Consider the following 22,336-nt stretch of genomic DNA (forward strand, 5'->3'; position numbering starts at 1 on the left):
ACTGATGAAGGCATGATGGTGCCTACGAGCATCCAATACCACCGGCGCAGTCGAATCCGGTGAGAGCTTCATCGATTGCGGGAGCGTCTTCGGATCATCCCTGCCGGAAACAGCTGCGGCGGTTACAAGACTGCCGAAAGCACAGATATACTCCCATCTCTTTCCGGTGGCACGGGTAAAATCTCGTCGGACCATCTTGCAGTGCACTGGAGGCGTTCGTAGTCGCGGGCGTCGCGACGGGCGATCGTGCTCCAGTCGAGGTCCTGCGGGCGGCCATGTTCGCCGCGCCGTGTGCCACGTTGGCGGCCGCCGCGCACGACCTCGCAGTGGGTGCACCGCCGCCGGTCCGGGCTGGCGGTCTGGGATTCGTCGCGGTTCTCGCACCCGGCTGCATCCTGGCCGGTAGGGAGCGCTCCCTGGCCGGGATCGGCGATGCGATGCTCGCCGCCCAGGCCGCCCTGCACACGGTGTTCGCCGCAGCGCGGTACCGAACCGCGGCACTGCCCGGATGCACGATGCTGATCGCTCACCTCATCCACGGTCCCATCACTCCCCGGGCCACGGTGCCGCACCTGCCGGTGGCGCTGGCCGCCGCGGGCTCGAATGCGCGTATCGGCATTGGAGTGCTCTTCGTGCTCGTCGGCCTCGGCCTGCTGACCGCCTGAGCCGCTGCGGCGGTTCGAACCGTGCGAACGGATCCGGGACGGACTTCCCCGCATCCCGTGCGTTTCCGGCCGGCTCCGCATCCCGTGCCGGGATGCGGAGCCGTTGGCTCACCGTTCCGTCGGGGCGGCCAGGCGGAAGCGGAGCCGGCAGATGACGGCGTCCGTGTCACGACGGACGGCGTGGGCGACGACCGCGCCGCGCTGGTTCTGCAGCAGTCGCTGCCTCAGATGCGCCGGCAGGTCCTGACCTCGCGCAACATCCGAAGTTGCCGCATCACGGACTGGGTCCTACCGCCAAGCGTTGGGCCACTTGCAGATCGTTGCCGATGCCGCTCGACCCGCGCCGACCCTGGCGAGTTGACGCTCGGACGCGCGACTCACTCAGCGCAATTTTACGGCTATATATCGGAATTGATTGCATATGGTCCGTACCATGATTCAGTGACCATCCCGATGGCAACTGGCATGTTCCCAAGGCCCCCGACCGCAGGAGGCTGCAGGTGAGTGAGCGTCCGATCAATGACTACGCGGTTCTGTCGGACTGCCGGTCGGCCGCCCTGGTGGGCTCGGACGGGTCAGTGGACTGGTGGTGTCTGCCGCGTTTCGACAGTCCGGCAGTCTTCGCCCGCCTGCTTGACACCGATGCGGGTCATTGGTCCATTCGTCCGTGTGGAAGTACCGAGGTCAGTCGGCGGTACCGGGACGGCGCCCTGGTGCTCGAGACGACATTCCGCACCCGTACTGGGACGGTCGTCCTGGTGGATGCGCTCGCCGTGGGACGCAGAGAGCGAGGCCATGCGCTCGGCAGCGCCTCCCCCGGGGCGCTCCTGCGGCAGGTCACCTGCAGCGAGGGCAGTGTGGTGGTTGAGGTCAGTTACGCGCCGCGGCCGGAATTCGGCCTGGTCCACCCTCTGATGTCGCCGGTCAAAGGAGGCCTTATCGCGCGCGGTGGCTCCCACAGCCTGATGCTGTCTGTACCGATCGAACTCGCGATCGAGCAGTCCACCGCCCGCTGCGAGATCATGATGCGAGCTGGTGACCGGCTCGACATGGCCTTGCACGCCCACCCAGCCTGGGGCGACGAGCCCAGACCGTGGAGCCGACGACGCATCCGACGGCGCCTGGCGGACACCACCAACAGCTGGCGATCCTGGACAGCGCTGCACCAGGCTTACCGCGGGCCGTGGCAGGAGCAGGTCGAGCACAGCGGGCGGGTACTGCAGGCGCTCACCTTCGCCCCGACGGGGGCGATCGTGGCGGCCGCCACCACCTCGCTCCCCGAGAGCATCGGCGGAGACCGCAACTGGGACTACCGCTACACCTGGGTACGCGACGCCAGCTTCACCCTCCAAGCCCTGGCCACCGCATCCTGCGACAAGGAGAAGGGCGCCTTCTTCGGTTTCCTCGCCCGCGCCGCAGCCACCCAGCTGCAGCGCGGCGTGGACCTACAGGTCATGTACGGCATCGGCGGCGAACGTGACCTGAGCGAACGGCCCCTGCCCCACTTGACCGGGTGGCGCCACAGCGCCCCGGTGCGTACCGGCAACGACGCCTGGCGGCAGCGGCAGCTGGACGTCTACGGCGAACTCCTCGACGCCGCCCACCAGTGCCTGCCCCATGAGATGCCGCTCGACCTGCCGGTCCGGACATTTCTCGTACAGGCGGTGGAGGCGGCGGCTCGCCGGTGGAGCGAACCCGATCAGGGCATCTGGGAGGTGCGCGGACCGAGCCGGCACTTCCTGCACTCCAAGCTCATGTGCTGGGTCGCCTTGGACCGTGCCATCGACATGGCACCGGCCCTGCAAGCAGCCGATCGCGTCCAGGACTGGAAGGCCATCCGGGAGGAGATCCGCACCACGATCGAGGGAGAGGGCTGGAACGATCAGATGGGAGCGTTCTCCCAATCCTTCGGCAGCGAGGAACTGGACGCCTCCGCCCTCGTGCTGGCCCTGGTGGGATTCCTTCCCGGCAACGACCCCCGTGTGCGGTCAACCGTCGAAGCAATCCGATCGCAACTCACGGACGCGCGGGGGCTGGTACATCGCTACCTCAAGGACGACATGCCGACGCAGGAGGGCACTTTCCTGTTGTGTACTTTCTGGCTCGCCCACGCCCTGGCGATCAGCGGTGATGTCTCCGGAGCACGGCAGGTGTTCGAAACAGCTCTGGCCCAAGCCAACGATGTGGGCCTACTCGCTGAGGAAGTCTCCAGCGCCACGGGCGAGGCTCTTGGGAACTACCCGCAGGCCCTCAGCCACATTGGCCTGGTCAACGCCGCCCGCGCCATCCACGAAGCAGAAGGCAGCTCGCCGAGATAGCAGACGGTGCCCTGCTCTTGTGGCTCCCCGACAGGCCGGGGTAAGTCTCCGCCGCTGGTCGGTGGCCGACAAACCACTTCTATGGCCTGCAGGCGATCGGCGCCGCAGTGCGCCCCAGCCAGTGACGCACCCGGTGCCCTTTGCGGGCAGAACGGCGCGAATCGTAAGGAGTCGCTACCGCCGTGCGCCAATGGTTACGACGTACGGTCTTCCCGGACACTGTGTGTAACTGGGAAGGAACCGAGATGGACGCCCCTGACGACGGACAGGACGCCCGCCGCCCACCCCCCAAGCCGCAGCCGCAGCCTCCGGCGGACGGGGCGAGCACACCGGCAGACAGCACCCCCGGGCAGCCAGCAGCGAAACCCCCGCCCAAAGCTACGCAGCAGCCCGATACCTCCCCCGCCAGTGCCAACCCGGCGGCGAAGCCTGAGCGGCCTGGTCGGTTGCGTGCGTTGTTGGCGGCGGGCCCGCCGCCGGGTCCTGCCCGGCCGGGGTTCTGGCGCAGCCCGTTGCGCGGCCCGTGGCTGACGTCGGTGTTCGGGTTGATTCTGCTCGTGGGTATCACGGTGATGTTCTTGACCGGGCTGCTGTCCTACGCCGCGTACAACCCGGACTTGTCGCCGGTCAATGACCAGACCCCGGACAAGGGGATTCTGGGGTTCTACTTGTTCTCCTGGCCCACCCACCCCTACTGGCTCTACCGGCTCCTGCAAGGCGTGCACGTCACGCTGGGAGTGGTACTGATCCCGATCCTGCTGGCCAAGCTGTGGTCGGTGATCCCCAAGCTGTTCTCGTGGCCTCCGGTGCGCTCGGTCAGCCACGCGCTGGAGCGCCTGTCACTGCTGCTCCTGGTGGGCGGCGCACTGTTCGAGTTCATCACGGGCATCCTCAACATCCAACTGCACTACATCTTCCCCGGCTCCTTCTACACCCTGCACTTCTACGGAGCATGGGTGTTCATCGGCGCGTTCGTCGTCCACATCGCGTTCCGCATTCCGGCCATGGTCCGCGCCCTGCGCAGCCGTCGGATGCGCACAGAGTTGCGCACCCCCCTGGGGCGGGCCGAGCCCGAACCCATGGACGCGACAGGTCTGGTCTCACCGCGGCCGGCCCCGCCGACGATGTCGCGACGCGGCGCGCTGGGGATGGTGGGCCTGGGATCCGCGGCCCTGCTGGTCGTCACGGCCGGGCAGAGCATCGGCGGGCCACTGCGCCGCGTCGCGCTGCTGGCCCCGCACGGCGGCCCGAACCCTGGCTCGGGTCCAGGCGGCTTCCAGATCAACAAGACGGCGGCCGACGTCGGCATCCGGGCCCGTGACATCGGGCCGGAGTGGCGATTGACCGTGCGCGCCGGCACCCGGCAGATCGTCCTCACCCGAGCCCAGGTCCTGGCTTTGCCACAACACGGAGCCTCACTGCCGATCGCGTGCGTGGAGGGGTGGTCCACCGACGACCAGGAGTGGTCCGGCGTGCGGCTTGTTGACCTGGCCGCGCTCGTCGGCCTGCACACCAGCCCGCCGGGCGTCGCGGTGGAATCCGTACAGCGTGGCGGCGCCTTCCGGTCAACGGTGTTGCGGGACAACCAGGTCCGCGACTCCCGGTCGCTGCTGGCACTGCGGGTCAACGGCGCCGATCTCACCCCGGACCACGGCTACCCCGCCCGCATCATCGTCCCCGCCAACCCCGGCGTGCACAACACCAAATGGGTCACCCGCCTCACCTTCGGGAGCACCCTGTGAAAAGCGTCCGCGCCCGCTACGGCGCCTCCCCCCTGCACCTGCTGCTCATCCTGTGCTCCTTCGCCCTCACCGCATACGCAGGGACCCGACTCCTCGAAGGTGACACCCTCCGCATCGTGATCTGGTTCGTGGGAGCGGCCCTCATCCACGATCTGGTGCTGCTCCCCCTGTACACCGTCACCGACCGTGCGACACAAGCCCTTCTGGGCTCCCGCGGCGGTTCCGGGAAACACCACCGCACCCCAAAGCAGTGGATCAACTACCTGCGCGTGCCGACCTTCGTCGCACTGCTCCTGCTGATCACCTGGTACCCCCTGATCCTCAACAAGGTCCCCGGCTATCACCTAGCTACGGGCCTGCCCTCCGACGTATTCCTCGGCCGCTGGCTGCTCATCACCGCCGCCCTCTTCGCCGCCTCAGCCCTCTGCCTGATTACCTCCATGTGGCGCCAACGCACCCCGCGCCCCCAGCCACCGATGCAGACGGATCCTGGCGCACCGCCAACTGGCTCTCCATCTGCCGGACCAGGTCCTCAACCTCCACCTGGGCACAAGGCGCCGGATGACGAAGCCTGAAACGGTGTGACCACGTCTGGCTACACCGGACCTGCGACAACAACCTGACCGGAGCAGGCCTATAGAACTGGGGAATGAGGACGTCTGATTTTCGTAAGGGTTAAATGGGATAGATGTCGGTTTCTGCTTCGTAGGGTGAAGAGCGTCGCAGTCGCAGAAGCAGACGATGTCGGCGGTCGCGGCGAGCAGTCCGGCGTGGCAGCCTCGCTCGACCCCGCCCTGCTGCCGTCCGTCGCGGACCCGGTGCTGCGGGGTGATCTCGACCTGGTGCTCGGCCGCCGCAGGCCGACCGCCCGTGGCGCCTGGCCGCCGCACGCCCGGCTCGCCAACCTCGAACTGGCCCGGCGCATCCGCCGCCGCACCGGTCTGCGGCTGCACGACCTCGGCCCGATGCGGGCCGCCCGGCGGACCGCGCTGCTCGGCCTGGAACTGGCCGACCGCCGGTCCGGCTACCCGCTCGAAATGCTGGTCCGCGCGGCCGACGCCGGCTGGCGGATCGCCGAGACCGACGTCCCGTACGCGCCCAGGACCGGCCGCTCCAAAGTGACCGGCACCTGGCGCGGGACCTGGCACGCGGTCCGGGACATGAGCGCCGTGCTGCGGCAGCCTGCGGTCGGCACGCCAATGGACGGCCGGATTCCCGCGGTCACCGAGCCCGCGCAGCCCGTCCGGCCGGCCCAGGCCGTTCGAGCCGGTCAGGCCGCCCGATGACCGGCGCTCCCGGCATGACGACGCTACTGGTGATCGCCAAGGAGCCGGTACCGGGACGGGTCAAGACGCGGCTCACCCCGCCGTACTCGCCGCGGCAGGCGGCGGCGCTGGCCGAGGCGGCGCTCGCCGACACCCTCGACGCGGTGCTGCGCGCCCCGGCCCGCCGTCGGGTGCTGGTGCTGGACGGCGCGCCCGGCCCGTGGCTGCCGCCGGGCTTCGATGTTGTTCCGCAGGTGTCCGGCGGTCTGGACGAACGGCTGGCGGCGGCGTTCGCCGGCTGTACCGGGCCCACGCTGCTGGTCGGCATGGACACCCCGCAGCTCACCCCGGCCCTGCTGGAGCCGGCGCTGCGGCCCGACGCCTGGCTCGGCTGCGACGCGTGGTTCGGCCCGGCGCAGGACGGCGGCTTCTGGGCGGTCGGCCTCGCCGAGCCGGATCCCACGCTGTTCCCCGGGGTGCCGATGTCGACGGACCGGACGGGCGAGATCCAGCGCGCCCGTCTCACCGACGCCGGGCTGCGCGTCAGGGACCTGCCGGTGCTGCGTGACGTGGACACCGCCGCCGACGCCGCAGAGGTCGCCGCCCGCGCACCCGGCTCACGTTTCGCCGCCGCGCTGCGCGCGGCCGACCTTCCGCCAGGGCCGCTGCGGATCCTGCCGATGCCGGCGGGACACGCCGATGCCGGCCGGACGGAGGCCCTGTGACGCCGGTGGACGGCGCGACCGCGACGATCGCGCAGCGAACCGGTGCCCCCGTCCCGGCCCCCGCGCCCTGGATCGACGACCCGTACGCGCACGCGATCCGCTCCGGCCGGGGCCCGCTCTTCCTGCGCAGGGCCGACGGCTGGCTGCTGCCCCTCGACGTGGAGCGGTGGTGCGCGGCGCCGGACGCCGCCGACACCGCGCTGCTGTTCCGGTGCCGGCGCGGCCCGGTGCTCGACATCGGCTGCGGTCCCGGCCGGCTGGTGGCGGCGATCGCGGCCACCGGAGTACCGGCCCTCGGCGTGGACGTCAGCCCGGCGGCCGTGGCCCGCACCCGGGACATCGGGGGAGCGGTGCTGTGCCGGTCGGTCTTCGACCGGCTGCCCGCCGAAGGCCGCTGGGGTACCGCCCTGCTGATCGACGGCAATGTCGGCATCGGCGGTGACCCGCGGGCGCTACTCGCACGGGTGGGCGAACTGGTCGCCCCCGGTGGCCGGTTGCTCGTCGAGGCCGCGGCCTACGACGTCGACGAGCGCTTCACCGTACGGGTGGAGGACGGCCGGGGCCGGTACGGCCGGGACTTCCCCTGGGCCCGGCTGGGCGCGGCCGCGCTGCGATCCGCCGCGGACGGCGCGGGCTGGACGACGGTCGAGGAGTGGTCCGTGGACGGCCGCCACTTCGCGGAACTGGCCCGAAGGTGAGCCATGCGCTCCAGCCGGTTGGAGACCAGCGATCGGATCCCTGCCCTTGATCAGCCCTTACGGATTGAGGACACTGCCATGTCGCAGTCCGCACAGGGCACCGCACCTGCCACGGTGGACGGTGTGGGAGTCCGCACCGTATGCACCTCAGTCCTCGTCGCCGCGCTGACCGCCGTCGTCGCCGTCACCATCCGCATCGGAGGTTCCGAAGCGCACCCGCGGCACCTCCTGTACTGGTACGCGGCGGCCTGGGTGCTGTTCGCCGCAGCCGTGTGGGCCGTCCGCAAGGTGCCCGTGCGCGCCGCCGTGGTCCTGGTGCTCGCCGGCAGCGCCGCGCTGTCGCTGGCGGCGCTGAGCGGGCCGCCGCGCACCAGCAGCGACATGTACCGCTACGCCTGGGACGGCAGGGTGCAGGCCGCGGGCATCTCCCCGTACGCCCACCCGCCCGCCGCGCCGGAACTGGCCGGGCTGCGCGACCGCTGGCTCTTCCCGCCGGGCCCCGACTGCCCGGCACCCGATCTGCGCGCAGTCGGCGCGGACTGCACCCGGATCAACCGGCCCGCCGTGAACACCATCTACCCACCGGTGGCGGAAGGCTGGTTCCTCGCCGTCCACGCCCTGTCCCCCGACGGCGCCCGCCACAAGCCGACCCAGATCGCGGGCGCCCTGCTGACCGTCGGGACCACCGCCGCCCTGCTCCTCGTCCTGCGGCGGCGCGGCGATCCACGGCGCGCGGCGCTGTGGGCCTGGTGTCCCGCGGTGTCCTTCGCGGCCGTCAACGACGCGCACATCGACACGCTCGGCGTGCTGCTGACCGTGCTCGCGCTCGGTACGTCCGTCCTGCCGCGCCGCGGCGCGCTGCTCGGCGCGGCCATCGCCGTCAAACTGCTGCCCGCCGTCGTCCTGCCGGGCGCCCTCGCCCGCCGGAGCCCCCGCGACGCCGCGCGCGTCCTGGTACCCGCCGTCCTGGTGATCGCACTCGCCTATCTGCCGTACATCCTGACCTCCGGCTTCGGCGTCCTCGGCTACCTGCCCGGCTATCTGCAGGAGGAGGGGTACGAATCAGGCAGCGTCCGACGGTTCGCGCTGCTGCGGCTGTTCCTGCCGGACGGCGTCGCCGCCCCGGTCGCGGTGGCCCTGATCGCGCTGACCGCCCTCTACGTCATGCGCCGCGGCGACCCGGACCGGCCGTGGAGCGGCGCGCTGCTCGTCACCGGCACCGCGCTGCTCCTGACCTCGCCCTCCTACTACTGGTACGCCCTGCTGGTGATCGCGCTGGTCGCCCTCGACGGCCGCTGGGAATGGCTCGCCGTCCCCCTCGCGGGCACCGTGCTCTACATCGGCAACGCCATGGCACTGCCCAGCGAACTACTCCAACCCTGGTCCTACGGAATCGCCGCAGGGGTGGTTGTCGCCGGCACGCTCCTAAGAGCACGAGTTGATCGAGGCCAGCTTGACCGCGCTGCTCCCGGCCGTGCCGTGACTGTGTCGATTCTCTGACTCTCGGACAGTCGGATGGGCTGCTTTGGCGGCGACTATCGATGCCCGTCAACTGTCACTGCAGATAGGCAGATTGGGCCAGTAAATGAAGGGCTCGTCCGAACACCGGGGCCTTCACAAGGTCAGTACGGTAGAAGTGCCTCCTTCTCTGCACGAGTCAAGTGAGCCCCGGGGGCCGACTACTGCTGCCGGGCGCGGGGGGAGGGTTGCTCTGGCAGCAGCAGGCGTTGGTCACCCGCACGGGACGTCCCGGGGGCCATGGCGACGACAGATTAGGGCAGGCGGGGGGCGCGGTGGGATCGGCCGCCGGGCAGGGCCGGGGTCGGGTGGTCGGGAGTGGTTCGGGTGGCCTCGGGGTGGCGTTGCTGCCAGTAGGGGTTGTCGTGCGGGAGGCTGCCGCTGACGCGTCCGTACATGCCGAAGGTGGCGACGAGCAGGCCCATGGCGAAGCTGAACAGGACGTTGGGGATGCGGAACGCCAGGTAGTTGAAGGAGCTGTCGAGTAGTGCGAGGTTGACGAATCCGCTGAGGATGAAGAGGGAGCCGACAGCGATCTCGATGGTCGAGGCGATGTTCCCGCCGACGACCGACGCGCCGATGAGGATCGCGCCGAAGGCCAGGGACAGGACGCTGAGCAGGCCGTTGCTCGACAGGCCGGCCACCATGCGGCCGGTGGTGTCCAGGAACTTCAACTGGTCCACCAGCCCTAGGATCCCGAACACCAGCAGGACCACACCGCACAGGCCCGCACCGACCCGGTACACCGTGCGGAGCCGGTGATCAACGGGCATCTCGTCCTTGAGTTTCACGATGACCTCCACACACTGCGTTCGGGCTGGCGGCTGCCCGCCGGGCCCTCAGGGGCGTCGACCGCACCTCGCTCCGAGTGCCGGGGCACGGTGCTGTGGCGCGGCGCGCCGACGGCAATGTTGCGGATGGGGTCATGCGTCGACCGCTGCTTCCACCATGACCCCTCCACGATGACCCTGCATGATCAAATATGAAACCGTAAGAATTGGGTCATAAACGGCGGTCAGTGAGCCGTGGTGGCCCCGGGATGATCGGGTACCCCGACCACTTGCGGACCAAGGACACCGATCTGCTCTGCCTCCTCACTGCGGTTTGCCCCGAGATGACCCAGCTCACCGCCCTCATCAGCGACTTCGCCGCCCTGCTGACACCCGCCAGCGGCAACGACTCCAAACTCACCGAATGGATCGCCCAGGCCCGCTGCGCAGCCCTGCCTCAACTGCGCAGCTTATGCAACGACCTGGAACTCGACCGTGCCGCCGTCAACGCCGGCCTGACCCTCCCCTGGAGCAACGGCCGCACCGAAGGCGTCAACACCCACACCAAGCGGATCAATCGGCAGATGCACGGCCGTGCCCGATTCGAGCTCCTCCGCCACCGCATCCTGCTGAGCACACAGGCACCCGACGTCACCACCGACTACAGAACAGAGCCGAACGTTTTACAGTCCCGAGCCCGGGGCCGCCGGGGGACGCGTCACGGGGTCTGGGGCGTGTGCTGTCCCTGATTCCGTGCGGGCTGGCGTCCGGGTTCCGGCGGCCCGGGTGATGGTGGTGGGACGGTGGTCAGTGGTTGTAGCCGTCGTGGCTGGCCCAGTCGCCCTTGTTGTCGCTGTGGTCGTCGTCATCGCTGCTGATGTTCTGGCAGACGTTGCCGAACGCCGGGTTCAGGAGACCGACGACGTTGACGGTGTTGCCGCATACGTTGATCGGCACGTGGATGGGGACCTGGAGGAGGTTGCCGGACAGAACACCCGGGGAGCCGATGGCTGCGCCCTGGGCGTCGGCGTCGGCGGCGGCGATGCCGACGCCGGTGGCCAGGATGGCACCGGCGGCGGCGGTGATGGCGGCTGCCTTGGCAATACGGGACATCGAAAGTCTCCTTGGGAGGGTTGAGTCCGCCGCAGGGTCACGGCGTTTCTTCACCAACGGGCCTGCTTGGCCACAGGTCACGGGTGTTCCGCCGAACGAGTGCCCGCATGACGCGCCGCAGCCCCGGGACGCTGGCGGGGCAGGGGCCGTCCAGGTGAATGCGGGTGGTCGGAGGTGGTGCCGCCCGTGCCGTGGACCGTGCGCTGCTCGTTCATGGGGTGCGACATCGAGGTCCGGTCGGGCCTGGCGGTTTCGCCCTTTCCTGCCAGGCCCGACCGCATCGTCCGTAACCCTACGGGCGGTGACCCGTGCGCCCAGCGGACAGTCTCGAGATGGGCTTGACGAGCCGTTGGCCAGTCGTTCGCGCCCGTGTCGCGCTGCGGGGACGCGTTGAAACCAGCCCGTTCTCCGGCCGCCGACGGAGCTCGTGCTTCTGGTTTCGTCACTGCTGCCGGCCGCCGGATTCGATAGAGGTTCCTCGCCGATCGCGTAGGGGCCCGCCCGAACGGCCTCGGCTGGCGGGGGCAGAAGAAATCGCGTGCACCATGAAGCGGACCGCGGCGCCGCAGTCGGCGATACGGCGCTGGAGGCGCTCTTGGACACCATCGCGCCACGGTTGCAAACAGAGACCGCCGCCGTCGCGTCCCTACGTGAGCAGGCTGTTCGTCTGCTCGAGGCAACCGCGTGTGGCCCTTTGCCGCAGGCGTTGGCGAAGCATGGTGTGGCCAGTCGGAGCGTCCGTTATCACGCGGGAGCGCTGCGGGAAGATGCCGCACTGGCCATGCCGCTGCCCCGGTCTTTGCCGCCGCCCCAGGTTCCTGCCAGGATGCCGACTCGTCCTGGCGGGCCCCGGGCCGCCCCTGATCGCTGCCCGTCATCATCCTCGGCCTGGGCCGGTACGAAGAACGCCTCTTCCCCCCAAAGCCCTGCGCTCTCATCGCCACCAGGCCCAACACGCCCGCCATCCACACCGTCGGAAGCGTCCCGGTCATAGGTGACCCGGCACTCGGACTAGGCAAGGGGAGAGTGCGGGCAAAAAGGCGCGGGGACGCCGCAGCAGGTGTAGAAGACCCGCCATGGTACGAAGCGATGCCCGCACTGCCATCCCCCGTCGTGGCAGCACATCACCCCGTTCAGCTTCGTGCCCCACGGATGGCTGCAAGCCCTCGACAGGCCGTTGGTCATCCGTGTGTGACGGTCCGTCCCGGACCGTCACATCGTTTCTCAGCTCTCGGCCACCGCAGGCTGGCTCTGCGGACTGCGCGGTGGTCGGTGAGCCTTCACTGGAGCTTCCACAAGCGGACGGTGTGGTCGTCGCTGCTGCTGGCGAGTGTCTTGCCGTCGGGGCTGAATGCCACCGCGTTGATATCTGAGGTGTGGCCGGTGAGGGTGTCGGTGATGCGTCCGCTGGAGACCTCCCGAAGCTGAACGGGGTGGTCGGTGGTCTTGCTCAGACTGAGGGTGCGGCTGCCGCTGGCCAGGGTCTTGCCGTCGGGGCTGAACGCGATCGAATTGACGGCGCTGGTGGGGGGTTGGGCGGTGAGGGTGGCGATGATGCGTCCGCTGGAGAGGTCCCACAGCCGGATGGAGTGGTCGGCGGTGTCGCGGTTGCCGCCCCCGGCGCTGGCCAGGATCTTGCTGTCGGGGCTGAACGCCACCGAGCTGACTTCCTGTCCTTTGGCTGTTTGCGGGAGGGAAAGGGTGGTGGTGAGTGTGGTGCTCTGAACGTCCCACATCGTGATGCTGGCGTAGGCGCCGCTGGCGAGTGTTTTGCCGTCAGGGCTGAATGCCACGGCGTTGACCTCGGTGGCATAGGGGTGGTCGAGGATGCCGGTGACCTGTCCGTGCGTCGTGTCCCACAGCCGGACGGTCGTGTCGCTGCTGCCGCTGGCCAGGGTCGCGCCGTCGGGGCTGAAGGCCAGCGAGGTCACCCTGCCGCTGTGGCCGGTGAGGGTGGCTTTCAGGCTCCCGGTCGCCACCTCCCACAGGCGCACGGCGTACCCGGCCTCCTTGTCGATGTCGTTGCCGCCACCGCTGGCGAGAGTTTTGCCATCGGGGCTGAACGCCACCGCAAGGACGTAGTTGGGGTAACTGGGGAAGCCGGTTTGGGTGACGATGCCGCGTCCGCTGGAGACCGCCCACAGCCGGATGGCGTTGTCCTCGCTGCTGTCGCTGCCGCTACCGCTGGCGAGAGTTTTGCCGTCGGGGCTGAACGCCACCGCGTAGACGGAGCCGGTGGGGCCGGTCAGTACTTGCGTGTCCGAGCCGGAGGACCGCGTCACCTCCACCACGGCGACCGCCGTCGCGGCTGCCGCCACCGCTCCGGAAGCGGCGAGTATGACGGTGCGGCGCCGTATTCCGCGGCGAGTCGGGACGGATCCCGCCATGCGCGGCTGACCCTCCTGCCCGGCACCGTCCCCGTCGTTGTTGCGGCCCGCCGGACCGGTCGGCTGCTGCGGACCTGGCGGTTGGGAGGAAGCCATCAGCATACGACCGTTCTCGAAAGAATCCACAAGGAGAAGCCCAGGAAGCGACCCACCGGTGCCTCCCGGGGAAGCTTTCCATCAAATAGCTCTCCCGGGGAGCGACTTGCCCACATGGTCTCCCCGACCGAGGCACGCTCAGGCCGATGCGGTCGGAACGGCAGGGGCCAGCATGGTGGCAACGCACCTGCTGCTCAGTCACGGGTGGTGGGACGCGGCCGGGTGGACCTGTTCAGCGACTGGGGACATGGTGGGTGGCTGGCTGGTGCTCCACTGGATGGACGGGCTGGTGCGGGGGACGCCCGGTAGGTCGCGAACGGAACCCGAGGCTTCGCCTGCTGGGAGTTTGGAAGAACTGCAACGCATGATGTCCTGCGGCGTGTCGTGCGGGGTCGGGTGGGCCGTGCGGGGGGTCATGCTGGCAAGCAGCTGCCCGTGGCTTACAGCAGGGTGCGGTGGCCTTTCACCCCCGCTTCCGCACCGCGCTGCACCGGTCGGCAGCCTCGATGCCTACCGGCAACTGCGGGCTGCTGGGCCGGCCGGTCGTACGGGAGCCCCCTTCGCGGCAATCGGGCCATCGGATTGCGTAGCCGTCACACGGCCAGTTTCCTCGGGGCTTTCGTTCGGATCGTTGAGGGCCGCCGTCCGCGGTCCGTGCAGGCATTGATTCGTCCTGCCCAGGCCCCCTCCCGGTGGTCCGGTGATGGTCGTGCCGGGCATGGTCCCGGTGGTTGAGCTGCTCTCCTCCGGTGTGAGGGAGCGGCCGGGTGGGCCGGGGGGCGAGTCGACCCCGGGCTTCGCCTCCCGGGGCCGGCTCATCTCGACTTCGTATGCCCCGGCGGCCAGCGCGCCAAGCCGCCACGGCGCGCACAGTGCCCGCGTCAGCCGGTTGCCGCCTGGGCGGGCTGGGCTGTTCGGGTGGGGAGCACCGGCTGCCGCCGTTTCTGCGTGGTTTCGGGGAATCCATCAGGCCTCACCACCCACCGCCTGGAGGAGTAGCCGTCATGTTGGAGCGCACCCGGACGAAGGACACCACCACGGTCACCTTCATCCTTCCCGCCGATCACCCGCACGCGCAGGTCAGTGTCGTGGGGGATTTCAACGATTGGCAGCCCGGCGCCCACCCGCTGGCCGCCCGCACGGACGGCACCCGCGCGGTGAGCATCGCGATGCCCGCCGAGCGGTGCTTCGGCTTCCGCTACCTCGCTGCGGGCGACCGTTGGTTCGACGACGAACACGCCGACAGCCACGACGGCACCAACGGCTACCTCCACACCTGAGCCCCTCCCCCTACCAGCAGAAACGGAAGGTGACACGCATGAGCATGTGGGACTACACCGCCGCCGCGCAGTACACGTCCGGCACGGACCTGACCGGCTACAAGGTTGAGGCCACCGACGGGCACATCGGCAAGGTCGACGAGGCTACCGACGAGGTCGGCGCCGCGTACATCGTGGTCAACTGCAAGCCCTGGCTCATCGGCAAGCACGTCATGGTGCCCGCCGGCGCCATCACCCGCGTCGACCACGACCAGGAGACCCTCCATGTCGGGCGCACCAAGGACCAGGTCAAGGACGCGCCCGAGTACGACCCGGACACCATGGCCGGCAGCGCCGACTACCGCAGCAGCCTCGGCACCTACTACGGCGACCGCTGATCTGTGGTGGGAGCGGGTTCGTGCCCCGCTCCCACCGTGGTCGGTTGCTGCGCGATGGCCTCGGCCGCGTCGTCCCGTGTCGCAGCACGCGCGGGTGACGCGGCGGCCGTAGCCGCTGGGGGAAGTTCGCGGGGGGCCGACCAGTTGCGCACGTTCCCACAGTAAGCCAAGCGGCGGCTGTTGCCGATGGGATGCGCGGTGTTCGGCAGGCGCGCGGATGAGGATCTTGGGCATGTCGCAGAAGAGACCGGCCGCGAAGAACACCGCGGCTTCGGGAGCGCCGTCGGTGCGGACGCGCTCGCCGCGCTTGACCGGACCGGCGCGAGCGGCGGCAGCCGCCCAGCTCAAAGAGATGTACGAGGCAGGTGCAACGATCCGCCAGATCGCGCAGCGCACTGACCGCTCCTACGGTGGCGTCCGCGCCCTGCTGGTCAGCGCTCGGGTTCCGTTCAGGGGCCGCGGAGGAAAGCGAGCACAGCCGACACCGCCATAGTGCGCCCTGGCGATCCGCTGTCCCGCTCTGCCAGGCAAGCAAGCTCGCTCACCAGGCGCTCACAGCGGTGGCCGTCGGGCTGACGCTTGGGAGGCGACCCATCCGCCCCCGGGTCGCCTAGGGGCGGCTGTGCCGGGCTGGGGCACCGGATCGGACGGGGCCCAACCAGGGCCGCCCGATCCGGCTGACCCCGTGGTGTCAGGGGTCGGGCGGAAGCTAGTGACGGCGCCCGCCCACTGCGGCGGCGGCACGACGCCGGAGGGAAGGCCGGCATCCTGCCCTGATGTCAGGCCGAGGGCCGGCACCTTGGACACCAGTTCGGACCACTCGCGGTCGTCCTGCCCCGGCAGCATCCGCCCGGCTTGCCGCCACCGCTCGACCAGCGCCGCAAAGATCGGCGGATCGTCCGCGCGCAGACCCGTTTCCGCACCGTCACCGGCTGCCCTACGCCGCCGACCGGTCGGGCTCACGAACGCCTGTGTGCCTGTCACCCCCGACTAACGACCATGCACGCAAGCCCGCAACCCCCCTCGCTCACCCATCACTCCACCGAGGGTCCACCGCGGCACGGCGCTGACGCGGGCGTTACCGCGACAGTCCCCCCGGCACATCGTGTGAGGACAGATCGTCGGCGAGCCGACTGCGCAGCAGGAGCAAGGCGGCGGGGTCGGCGACCTGGGCGAGATCGTCGAGCAAGGCCCGCACGCGCGGGGCGTCTTCGGTCCGGACGGCCTCGACGACACCGTCGATGATCTCGCGGACACAGGCGGGCACGAGCCCGGGATCGGTGCGCATGATTAGGCTTATCGGTCCCTGCGGCGGCAGCGGAATCGCCTGATGGGGTGAGGCACCGCAGACGGCGGGGGCGATCCATAGGCTCGCCCCCGGCCAGAGCTTCTCCCTCGACCGCGCCGCTGCCCTTCAGCCTCGCCGCAGGCGACGACCGGTGCATGTTCACCTGCTGGCGCCCCCGCCTCTGACCGCTCCCGATCACGTGCGGCTGGGGACGCCTCCTGATCTGCGGCGAAGGGCCCTTGCCTCCTGCCATGATGTTTCTCATGCAGTGCCTGCCGATCCCGTGCCCCGCCCACCTCATCCCGGACGCCACGGGTCTCGACGCGTTCAACACCGCGTACTAGGCGGCCACGATGGCGGACGCCGTGTACGTCGGCGTCGAGCGCCGCGGCCGGCGCTGGGTGGTCAAGGCCGACACGCTCACCGCCGCAGAGGGCACGTCATCGACGACTGCGCGCACGAGGCTGTTCGTTGCGCCGCGATCCGTCTGGTCCGTAGCGGTGAGACCAGTTCCAGTTCGGGGCCGGGGTACTACACACTGAACGGCCTGGCGGGCGAGGACAGGGCCCGCGAACTCGCCGCACTGCACGCCGCCTTGTCCGGAGACCTGGAGCCGCTGGCCCGCGCCGACCGCCCTGTCCTCCTGACGCACGTCCCACGCGAGGCCGTTGATACTCAACGAAGCGGCGCACGCCGACTTCCGGCGGCTCCAGCCTGTCGGCGCGGTTTGTGGCCCGCGCACGGGGACCATGAGCGCATGATCTACGGCTGCCAGCGCGCCAAGGGCGCGCCCTTGCTCGGAGCACGTCCCGGACAGGACGGGCCTTTCGGCCGCTGGCCCGAGGCCGCCGGGGACGAGACGGACACCGGTGAGCCCGCCGCAGCGCTCGTTCCTGCGGCCCCGGGACAGGAGCGGGAGATGACGATGGCGCCCGGTGCTGGCCAGCTGGAACAACCAGAATGGCCTCGGCCTGCGGGGGCACAAGAAAGCGTGTGAACCACGAAGCGGACCGCGACACTGCAGCTGGCGCTACACCGCTGGAGGCGCTTTTCGACACCATCACGGCACGGTTGCAAACCGAGACCGCGACCGCCATCGCGTCCCTGCGCCAGCAGGCTGCCCGGCTCCTCGGCACCACCGCGCCGGAGCCTGGTGTTACGGGCGTCGGCGAAGCATCATGGGGTCGGCCTGAGCGTGCTCGCCGCGCGGGACCGTCGCGGGAGGGATGAGAGCAGTGGCGGCCAGCCATCCGCCCCCGGCAGCCGGTGGGAAGGCCGTGCGTGGGTGCGGCAGTCCCGGGTGGCCGGGCGGGCGGTAGCGGGACTGCCGGAGCACAGCCTAGTGAGCAGCCCGGCCAGCCGCCACGCCGCTTCCCGTAGGTGTCGCGCCCCACGAGGGCATGGGGGCGCCGGTGGGGGGCAGGGGTAGAAGATGGACGCTCTGGGAGAACTGCTGCAGGCCACCATGCGCACCCGGCATCTGAACGCGCAGGCGCTCGCGGACCGCACCGGTATCCGCACCCCGCGCATTCGTGCGTTCGCCCAGGACGGTGCCGACGGGCCCGTCCACCCCACCGGGCCAGAACTGGCCGAACTCGCCGCCGATCTGGCCCTGCCGCTGCCCCAGGTTCTGGCCGCCGCCCACGTTCCCGCCAGGATGCCGGCCTGACCCTGGCCCTGGCGGGCCCCGGCCCGGCCCTGATCGTCGTGCTGCTGCCCGTCATCCTCCTCGGCCTGCTCCTCGCCCTGGGCCGGTACGAAGAACACCTCTTCACCCCCAAAGCCCTGCGTCCTCACCGTCACCACGCGCAACATGCCCGCCACCCCCATCGGTGGAAGCGTCCCGGCCACCAGTGACTGGCACCCGGCCTCGTCAGGGAGGGTGGAATGCGAGCGAAAAGGTGCGGGGACGGTGCAGGGGGTGGAGAAAACATGCACGGCGCGAAGCGATGCCTGCCTTGCCACCCCCCCCGTCGAGGCAGCGCACGACCCCCCGGTCAGCTTCGTACCCCACGGATGGCCGCCAGCCCTACCGGCCGGTGGTCATCCGTGCGTGGCGGCCCGATCCCGGCCGCCCCATCGTTTCTGCGCTCTGGGCCGGGGCAGCCCCGCCCTGCGGACTGCGCGGGGTGTGCTCCGTGACGGCGGCGAGGTCCAGATCGAGGCGCCGGTTCATGTCCAGCTCACAACGGGGTGATCACTGGCGAGCGACGCGCATCAGGAGATTCCGGTTCGACCGCAGGGATAGGTCCCCCGCTGGAGGGGGCGGACGGCTGACTACTGCACGCGTCCTTCGGTCGCCGTCTCGTCCTCGTCTTCGTCGGGCAGATGAACGTCGTTGACGGCGATGTTCACCTCGACGACTTCCAGACCCGTCATCCGTTCGACTGCTGCGATGACGTTCTCGCGGACCTCTGCCGCCAGATCGGCGATGGCGACCCCGTATTCCACGACGACCGCCAGGTCGATGGCGGTCTGGATCTCACCGACCTCGACCTTGACCCCCTGGGTGACGCCCGCGCGTGCGCCGGGGACCATGCCGCGCACCGCGCCCATGGTGCGGGCGAAGCCACCGCCCAGAGCGTGGACACCTGGCACCTCCCGCGCCGCCATCCCCGCGATCTTCTCCACCACGCCGTCCGCAATGGTTGTCCTGCCCCGGGTCGCCGCAGCCGCGTCCGCTCCGACCTTTCCCTGCAAGGTCGTCGCGCCAGAGGCTCGGGGATCGCTCTTGGCTGCGCTGGTCGCCTCCGTCACGGGAAGCCACCTCCTCGATCAGGCGGGCCCCCAAGGGCCCGCGAAAGTATCGGCCACACTCCTACTCCTACCCGCCCGGGCCCGGACCCGCTCGTTGGGGGTCCGGTCGCGCCGGGCACTGGGTGTCGCGGTCATCGCAGGTGGCGTCTCCGCGTTCCTCGATGCGACCGGGACCAGCGCACCGCGGTGAAGGCCCAGGTGGCCACGAAGAGCACGATGGCGATGACCAGCAGGTATCCCAGCCCCTCCACCACCGCGCCGATGATTCCCAGCACGACAGCCACAAGGATCAGAAGCAAAAAGAGAGTCATAGCCATCGCCTCCACCGGCCCGAAGTTTGCAGATCGCCGCCGGGATGCCTTTCACCTTCAGCGTGCCTCCCTCTGCCCTCCGATGCCAAGGCCGGGCGCACAACCGGGCGCACATCTCCCGCGATCTCCTCGAAGCATCACACCGGTGCTGCCCTCATCCACCGCGGTGGGTACCGTGACGCATAGAGTGTCCTCTGACCTGCACGAATACCGAAGACAGTTCAGCCAGCACGCCTCATTCCTATTAGTTGCCGACGATAACGACGCCGCGCGCTGCAAAGATCGCAATGTCATGGAGCGGGCAATCAACAAGCTCAAGGTCTTCCGGGCCGTGGCCACGCGTTAGGACAAGCGCCGCTATGTGTTTCTCGGCACCGTCACTGCCGCCAGTGTGGTGATCCGGCTTCGTACCTGACCAGGACGAGCTCAGTCCTCCCAGTCGCGCTGAGGCTCGGGCACACCCACGGAACGGGCGTCTTCCTCGCCGGTGACACGGGCAGCCCCATTGCCGCGGGGGTAGCGAAACGCACGGTCGGCGAAGACGACGAACGCTTCGGCCCCGGTGTGGTAGTTGACGTACCAGCCGCCGGACGGAGCCAGGCAGTCTGCCAGCGCACCGGCCAGCCGCCCGGCGTCGCCCTCCGGGGCCGGGAGATCCAGCAGGGTCCACTGCCGGGGCTGCCTGTCTGTCGCGCTCGCGACCTCGATCCGCCGCACCGACGTGACCTGCAACGGCACGCTGTTCAACTCGCTCCCGACCCGCAGACTCTCCCCGATCAACACACCAATAAGCACACGATCCTCCTCGCCATCGACCCAGTCACGTTAGCGAGGAGAATCGAGCACCGGCACATGATCGGCTGGACAGGCATAAGCGAGGGCGATGAGCTCGCTGATGCCGACGGCGTAGAGGATCAGCACGGCGAGGGAGTCGATGCCCATGCGGGCGATGCGTCGTTGTGGGCGGAAGATCAGTCCGACTGCGTAGACGGCCGTGAGGAGGGCTCCCAGGCCGGTGAGGTAATGTCGGTGTGCTGGGCCTGTGGAAGGACCGCTTTGCCGGACAGCAGGTCGGCGACGACGAACAGGGTGGGCAGTCGCCCAGCGCCGGCGCTGCATCGACTTCTTCGCCGCCTCGGAGGCAGCGGCCCGCTTCGGCGCCGAGCACTACACACTCACCGGGACCGTCCGTAGCAAGGAGCGGGCGATGGCTGCGCCGGTTTCGGCGACATCCTGGGCTGAACGCGGACGTGAATGGAAGCGCGCTCACCGAATCACGCCGCCGACATAGTGGGTCTTCGAACTTGAGCGGTGCGCCCCCTAAGTGTGCCGACCGGCAGTCACTGTCCGTGATGGCCGGGTTGCCGACGGATCCTCCGCGTGCTCAGTCTTAACCTGCTGAAACCCGCTGGGCGGCAGCCCGATGAGCCGCGGCGCGAGCCGTTCTGGCACAACCTCGCGGCCAAACAGCTCTCCGCCCACAGCACCTCCCGCGCCAGGGGTAGGCAGCTGTCGCTGCGTCAACATTCGTTAATGCGAGAGGGGTTGCGATCAGTACATGTTCTCGGATCTCATTCGGGTATCGGGTATCGGGTATCGGGTATCGGAGGTCCGGGTGGCGAGCTGGGCGACGTACAAGTGCGGGTGCGGCCACCCGCGTTACCGTCATGGGGGACGCCGGTTCACAGCCGCCTGCGCGGACGGCTGTCTGTGCGCCGTATTCAAGGCTCCGCCGTTGGAACGAGGCGGGAGCGGTCCCGATCCGTCATGGCTCGGGCCGTCATTGCCCGAGCCGGACCGCAGACCGCATCCGTCCTGTCCAATCCAGGACCCGGACTGCAATGGCATGCATCCAGATGTGATCTGATCCTGCGCTGTGCGTTCTGCGACGCCTCTGTGGGTGTCACGGGCCGGCTTCGGTGTTCCGGCGGCACATGTCGGCCAGTGTCATGAGCAGCGGCACGTTCGGGACCTCGCTCACTGGCTTGCTGAACAGCGACCAGAACGTGCCTGCCCCGTTGATGGTCACATAGCCGTTGTCAGCGGACACGCTGCTGATGTCGGCCCACGGCACCAGGCCCGTCTTGCTCTGGATGCCGTCCGCGCTGATGGCGATCTTCCCGAAGGCGAGGGAATCACCACGCCGCAGCGCCTCTACCGCGCTGGGCAGCAGGAGTTGCGACACCCTCTGGTTGGCCCGTTGGCCGAGCTGGTTGTACCGCCTCGCCCAATGGTTCGGGTCGGCACGTCGGGCGTACGCCGAGTCCTTGTAGCTGCCCAGGAAGTGGATCTGGGCACCGTCGGTGCGGGTCAGTGCGTAGCGGAAGCTGGTCCCTTTGTAGCGGCCGTTGGTAAAGCGGTTGACGACGCTCTGGCTTACCGTCGCGATCTGGTCCCACCGGAACACCTGGGGCTCCGTGTCGGCCTGGTGCCGGACGACACCGCTCTCGAATGCGTAGATCCGGACCTTCGGGCGCGTCGGCCTAAGCGAGATGAACCATTCTACCGTGAACGCATCGTCAAACCGGCCGAGTTGGTGCTGCTCCGCAATCTTCACCACTTCGGAGGGCGCCCCTGCTTCCTCCGGTATGCGGTGACCGTTTGTGCTGCCGGGCGCGGCCGAGGGTGAAGAGGGGGGTCGTGTGGTGACCCAACTGACCACACCTTGGCGGTCAACGGAGAAGATCTTCAGATCGTAGCCGGTGTACGTGATGCGCCAGCTCATCCCCGGGATACCCACGACAATCCCGGCGTAGGGCGGAAGGCTCCGCAGGCGTTCGGCTGCGAGAGCATGGTCGTCATCCCCGCCCGCGCGCGAGTCCAGGTGATCCTGGAGGTGGGCGCGGGCTTCGTCCTTGGTGTCGAAAGTCCGGGCAGAGCACGAAACGGCGATGCCGTTCGATGCGCGTGCGTCGGCGGCGGCTCGAATCCAGCGATAGGCCCCCACGGGACCAGCGTAGCGGGTCTTCACAGCTGAGTGGTGTGCCCTCCGTGTGCGCTCTGACCAATAGTCACTGCGTTTGGTG

At 69.4% G+C, this 22,336-nt stretch carries 19 protein-coding genes and 2 pseudogenes; 13 read left to right on the top strand and 8 right to left on the bottom strand.

The genetic code is table 11. From position 1 onward, the window contains the following. Nucleotides 1-275 precede the first annotated feature (275 nt). From C8250_RS33840 to C8250_RS33875, 8 genes and pseudogenes are all read left to right on the top strand, one after another. Entirely contained in the window at nt 276-665 is a 390-nt protein-coding gene (locus tag C8250_RS33840; protein ID WP_138359619.1) for a hypothetical protein, read from the top strand. Between the two features lie 500 nt (nt 666-1,165). After that, nucleotides 1,166-2,983 (top strand): glycoside hydrolase family 15 protein, encoded by a 1,818-nt coding sequence (locus C8250_RS33845; RefSeq protein WP_187145076.1) that lies wholly within the window; start codon nt 1,166-1,168, stop codon nt 2,981-2,983. 446 nt (nt 2,984-3,429) lie between these two features. Next, nucleotides 3,430-4,725, top strand: a complete 1,296-nt coding sequence (locus tag C8250_RS33850; protein WP_138359587.1) for a molybdopterin-dependent oxidoreductase — start codon at nt 3,430-3,432, stop codon at nt 4,723-4,725. Further along, nucleotides 4,722-5,300, top strand: coding sequence for a hypothetical protein (locus C8250_RS33855; protein ID WP_244809517.1), 579 nt, complete (start codon nt 4,722-4,724; stop codon nt 5,298-5,300). The genes C8250_RS33850 and C8250_RS33855 overlap by 4 nt, the downstream gene beginning before the upstream one ends. A 204-nt stretch (nt 5,301-5,504) precedes the next feature. Beyond that, nucleotides 5,505-6,011, top strand: a pseudogene (locus C8250_RS33860) (glycosyltransferase); the annotation flags it as partial. 14 nt (nt 6,012-6,025) lie between these two features. Next, nucleotides 6,026-6,715, top strand: coding sequence for a DUF2064 domain-containing protein (locus C8250_RS33865; protein WP_138359653.1), 690 nt, complete (start codon nt 6,026-6,028; stop codon nt 6,713-6,715). Between the two features lie 26 nt (nt 6,716-6,741). Continuing rightward, a complete protein-coding gene (locus tag C8250_RS33870) occupies nt 6,742-7,413 on the top strand; it encodes a methyltransferase domain-containing protein (protein ID WP_244809893.1) in 672 nt (223 codons plus the stop codon). 78 nt (nt 7,414-7,491) lie between these two features. After that, nucleotides 7,492-8,913 carry a glycosyltransferase family 87 protein gene (locus tag C8250_RS33875; RefSeq protein WP_187145079.1) on the top strand — a complete coding sequence of 474 codons (1,422 nt, stop codon included), beginning with the start codon at nt 7,492-7,494 and terminating at the stop codon, nt 8,911-8,913. A 272-nt stretch (nt 8,914-9,185) separates the two neighbouring features. On the opposite strand, the gene C8250_RS33880 is transcribed toward C8250_RS33875, so the two are convergent. After that, nucleotides 9,186-9,722, bottom strand: coding sequence for a DUF4383 domain-containing protein (locus C8250_RS33880; protein WP_187145080.1), 537 nt, complete (start codon nt 9,720-9,722; stop codon nt 9,186-9,188). A 248-nt stretch (nt 9,723-9,970) separates the two neighbouring features. Here C8250_RS33880 and C8250_RS33885 point away from each other — a divergent pair. Then, nucleotides 9,971-10,336 (top strand): annotated as a pseudogene (locus C8250_RS33885) (transposase); the annotation flags it as partial. Nucleotides 10,337-10,508: 172 nt separating this feature from the next. On the opposite strand, the gene C8250_RS33890 reads toward C8250_RS33885, so the two are convergent. Both C8250_RS33890 and C8250_RS33895 read right to left on the bottom strand, forming a co-directional pair. Continuing rightward, nucleotides 10,509-10,814 carry a chaplin gene (locus C8250_RS33890; RefSeq protein WP_138353604.1) on the bottom strand — a complete coding sequence of 102 codons (306 nt, stop codon included), beginning with the start codon at nt 10,812-10,814 and terminating at the stop codon, nt 10,509-10,511. A gap of 1,280 nt (nt 10,815-12,094) precedes the next feature. After that, nucleotides 12,095-13,201, bottom strand: coding sequence for a WD40 repeat domain-containing protein (locus C8250_RS33895; protein ID WP_187145081.1), 1,107 nt, complete (start codon nt 13,199-13,201; stop codon nt 12,095-12,097). Between the two features lie 1,100 nt (nt 13,202-14,301). On the opposite strand from C8250_RS33895, the gene C8250_RS33900 reads away from it, so the two are divergent. The 3 genes from C8250_RS33900 (at nt 14,302) to C8250_RS43895 (ending at nt 15,447) form a co-directional block, all read left to right on the top strand. Beyond that, the gene (locus tag C8250_RS33900) at nt 14,302-14,577 is read left to right on the top strand and encodes an isoamylase early set domain-containing protein (RefSeq protein ID WP_138353606.1); all 276 of its coding nucleotides are present in this window, start codon (nt 14,302-14,304) and stop codon (nt 14,575-14,577) included. A gap of 38 nt (nt 14,578-14,615) precedes the next feature. Further along, nucleotides 14,616-14,954: a PRC-barrel domain containing protein gene (locus C8250_RS33905; RefSeq protein ID WP_138353607.1), complete on the top strand. Its 339-nt coding sequence runs from the start codon at nt 14,616-14,618 to the stop codon at nt 14,952-14,954. A 286-nt stretch (nt 14,955-15,240) separates the two neighbouring features. Next, a complete protein-coding gene (locus C8250_RS43895; protein ID WP_138353696.1) occupies nt 15,241-15,447 on the top strand; it encodes a helix-turn-helix domain-containing protein in 207 nt (68 codons plus the stop codon). A gap of 585 nt (nt 15,448-16,032) precedes the next feature. On the opposite strand, the gene C8250_RS33910 is transcribed toward C8250_RS43895, so the two are convergent. Continuing rightward, nucleotides 16,033-16,242: a hypothetical protein gene (locus C8250_RS33910; protein WP_138353609.1), complete on the bottom strand. Its 210-nt coding sequence runs from the start codon at nt 16,240-16,242 to the stop codon at nt 16,033-16,035. 1,432 nt (nt 16,243-17,674) lie between these two features. Between C8250_RS33910 and C8250_RS33915 the strand changes: the two genes are divergently transcribed. Then, nucleotides 17,675-17,911 (top strand): XRE family transcriptional regulator, encoded by a 237-nt coding sequence (locus tag C8250_RS33915; protein WP_138353610.1) that lies wholly within the window; start codon nt 17,675-17,677, stop codon nt 17,909-17,911. Between the two features lie 608 nt (nt 17,912-18,519). Here the strand turns inward: C8250_RS33915 and C8250_RS33920 are convergent. The 4 genes from C8250_RS33920 to C8250_RS33940 all read right to left on the bottom strand — a co-directional run bounded on the left by C8250_RS33920 (nt 18,520) and on the right by C8250_RS33940 (nt 22,257). Continuing rightward, on the bottom strand, nt 18,520-18,999 hold the full coding sequence (locus C8250_RS33920) for an Asp23/Gls24 family envelope stress response protein (protein ID WP_138353611.1): 480 nt from the start codon (nt 18,997-18,999) through the stop codon (nt 18,520-18,522). 131 nt (nt 19,000-19,130) lie between these two features. Then, nucleotides 19,131-19,310 (bottom strand): hypothetical protein, encoded by a 180-nt coding sequence (locus C8250_RS33925; protein WP_138353612.1) that lies wholly within the window; start codon nt 19,308-19,310, stop codon nt 19,131-19,133. A gap of 426 nt (nt 19,311-19,736) precedes the next feature. Continuing rightward, nucleotides 19,737-20,105, bottom strand: a complete 369-nt coding sequence (locus C8250_RS33935; protein ID WP_138353613.1) for a hypothetical protein — start codon at nt 20,103-20,105, stop codon at nt 19,737-19,739. Between the two features lie 1,108 nt (nt 20,106-21,213). After that, entirely contained in the window at nt 21,214-22,257 is a 1,044-nt protein-coding gene (locus C8250_RS33940; RefSeq protein WP_138353614.1) for a DUF6585 family protein, read from the bottom strand. Between the last annotated feature and the right edge of the window lie 79 nt (nt 22,258-22,336).

This window comes from Streptomyces sp. So13.3 (assembly GCF_005860785.2).
Taxonomy (GTDB): domain Bacteria; phylum Actinomycetota; class Actinomycetes; order Streptomycetales; family Streptomycetaceae; genus Actinacidiphila; species Actinacidiphila fildesensis.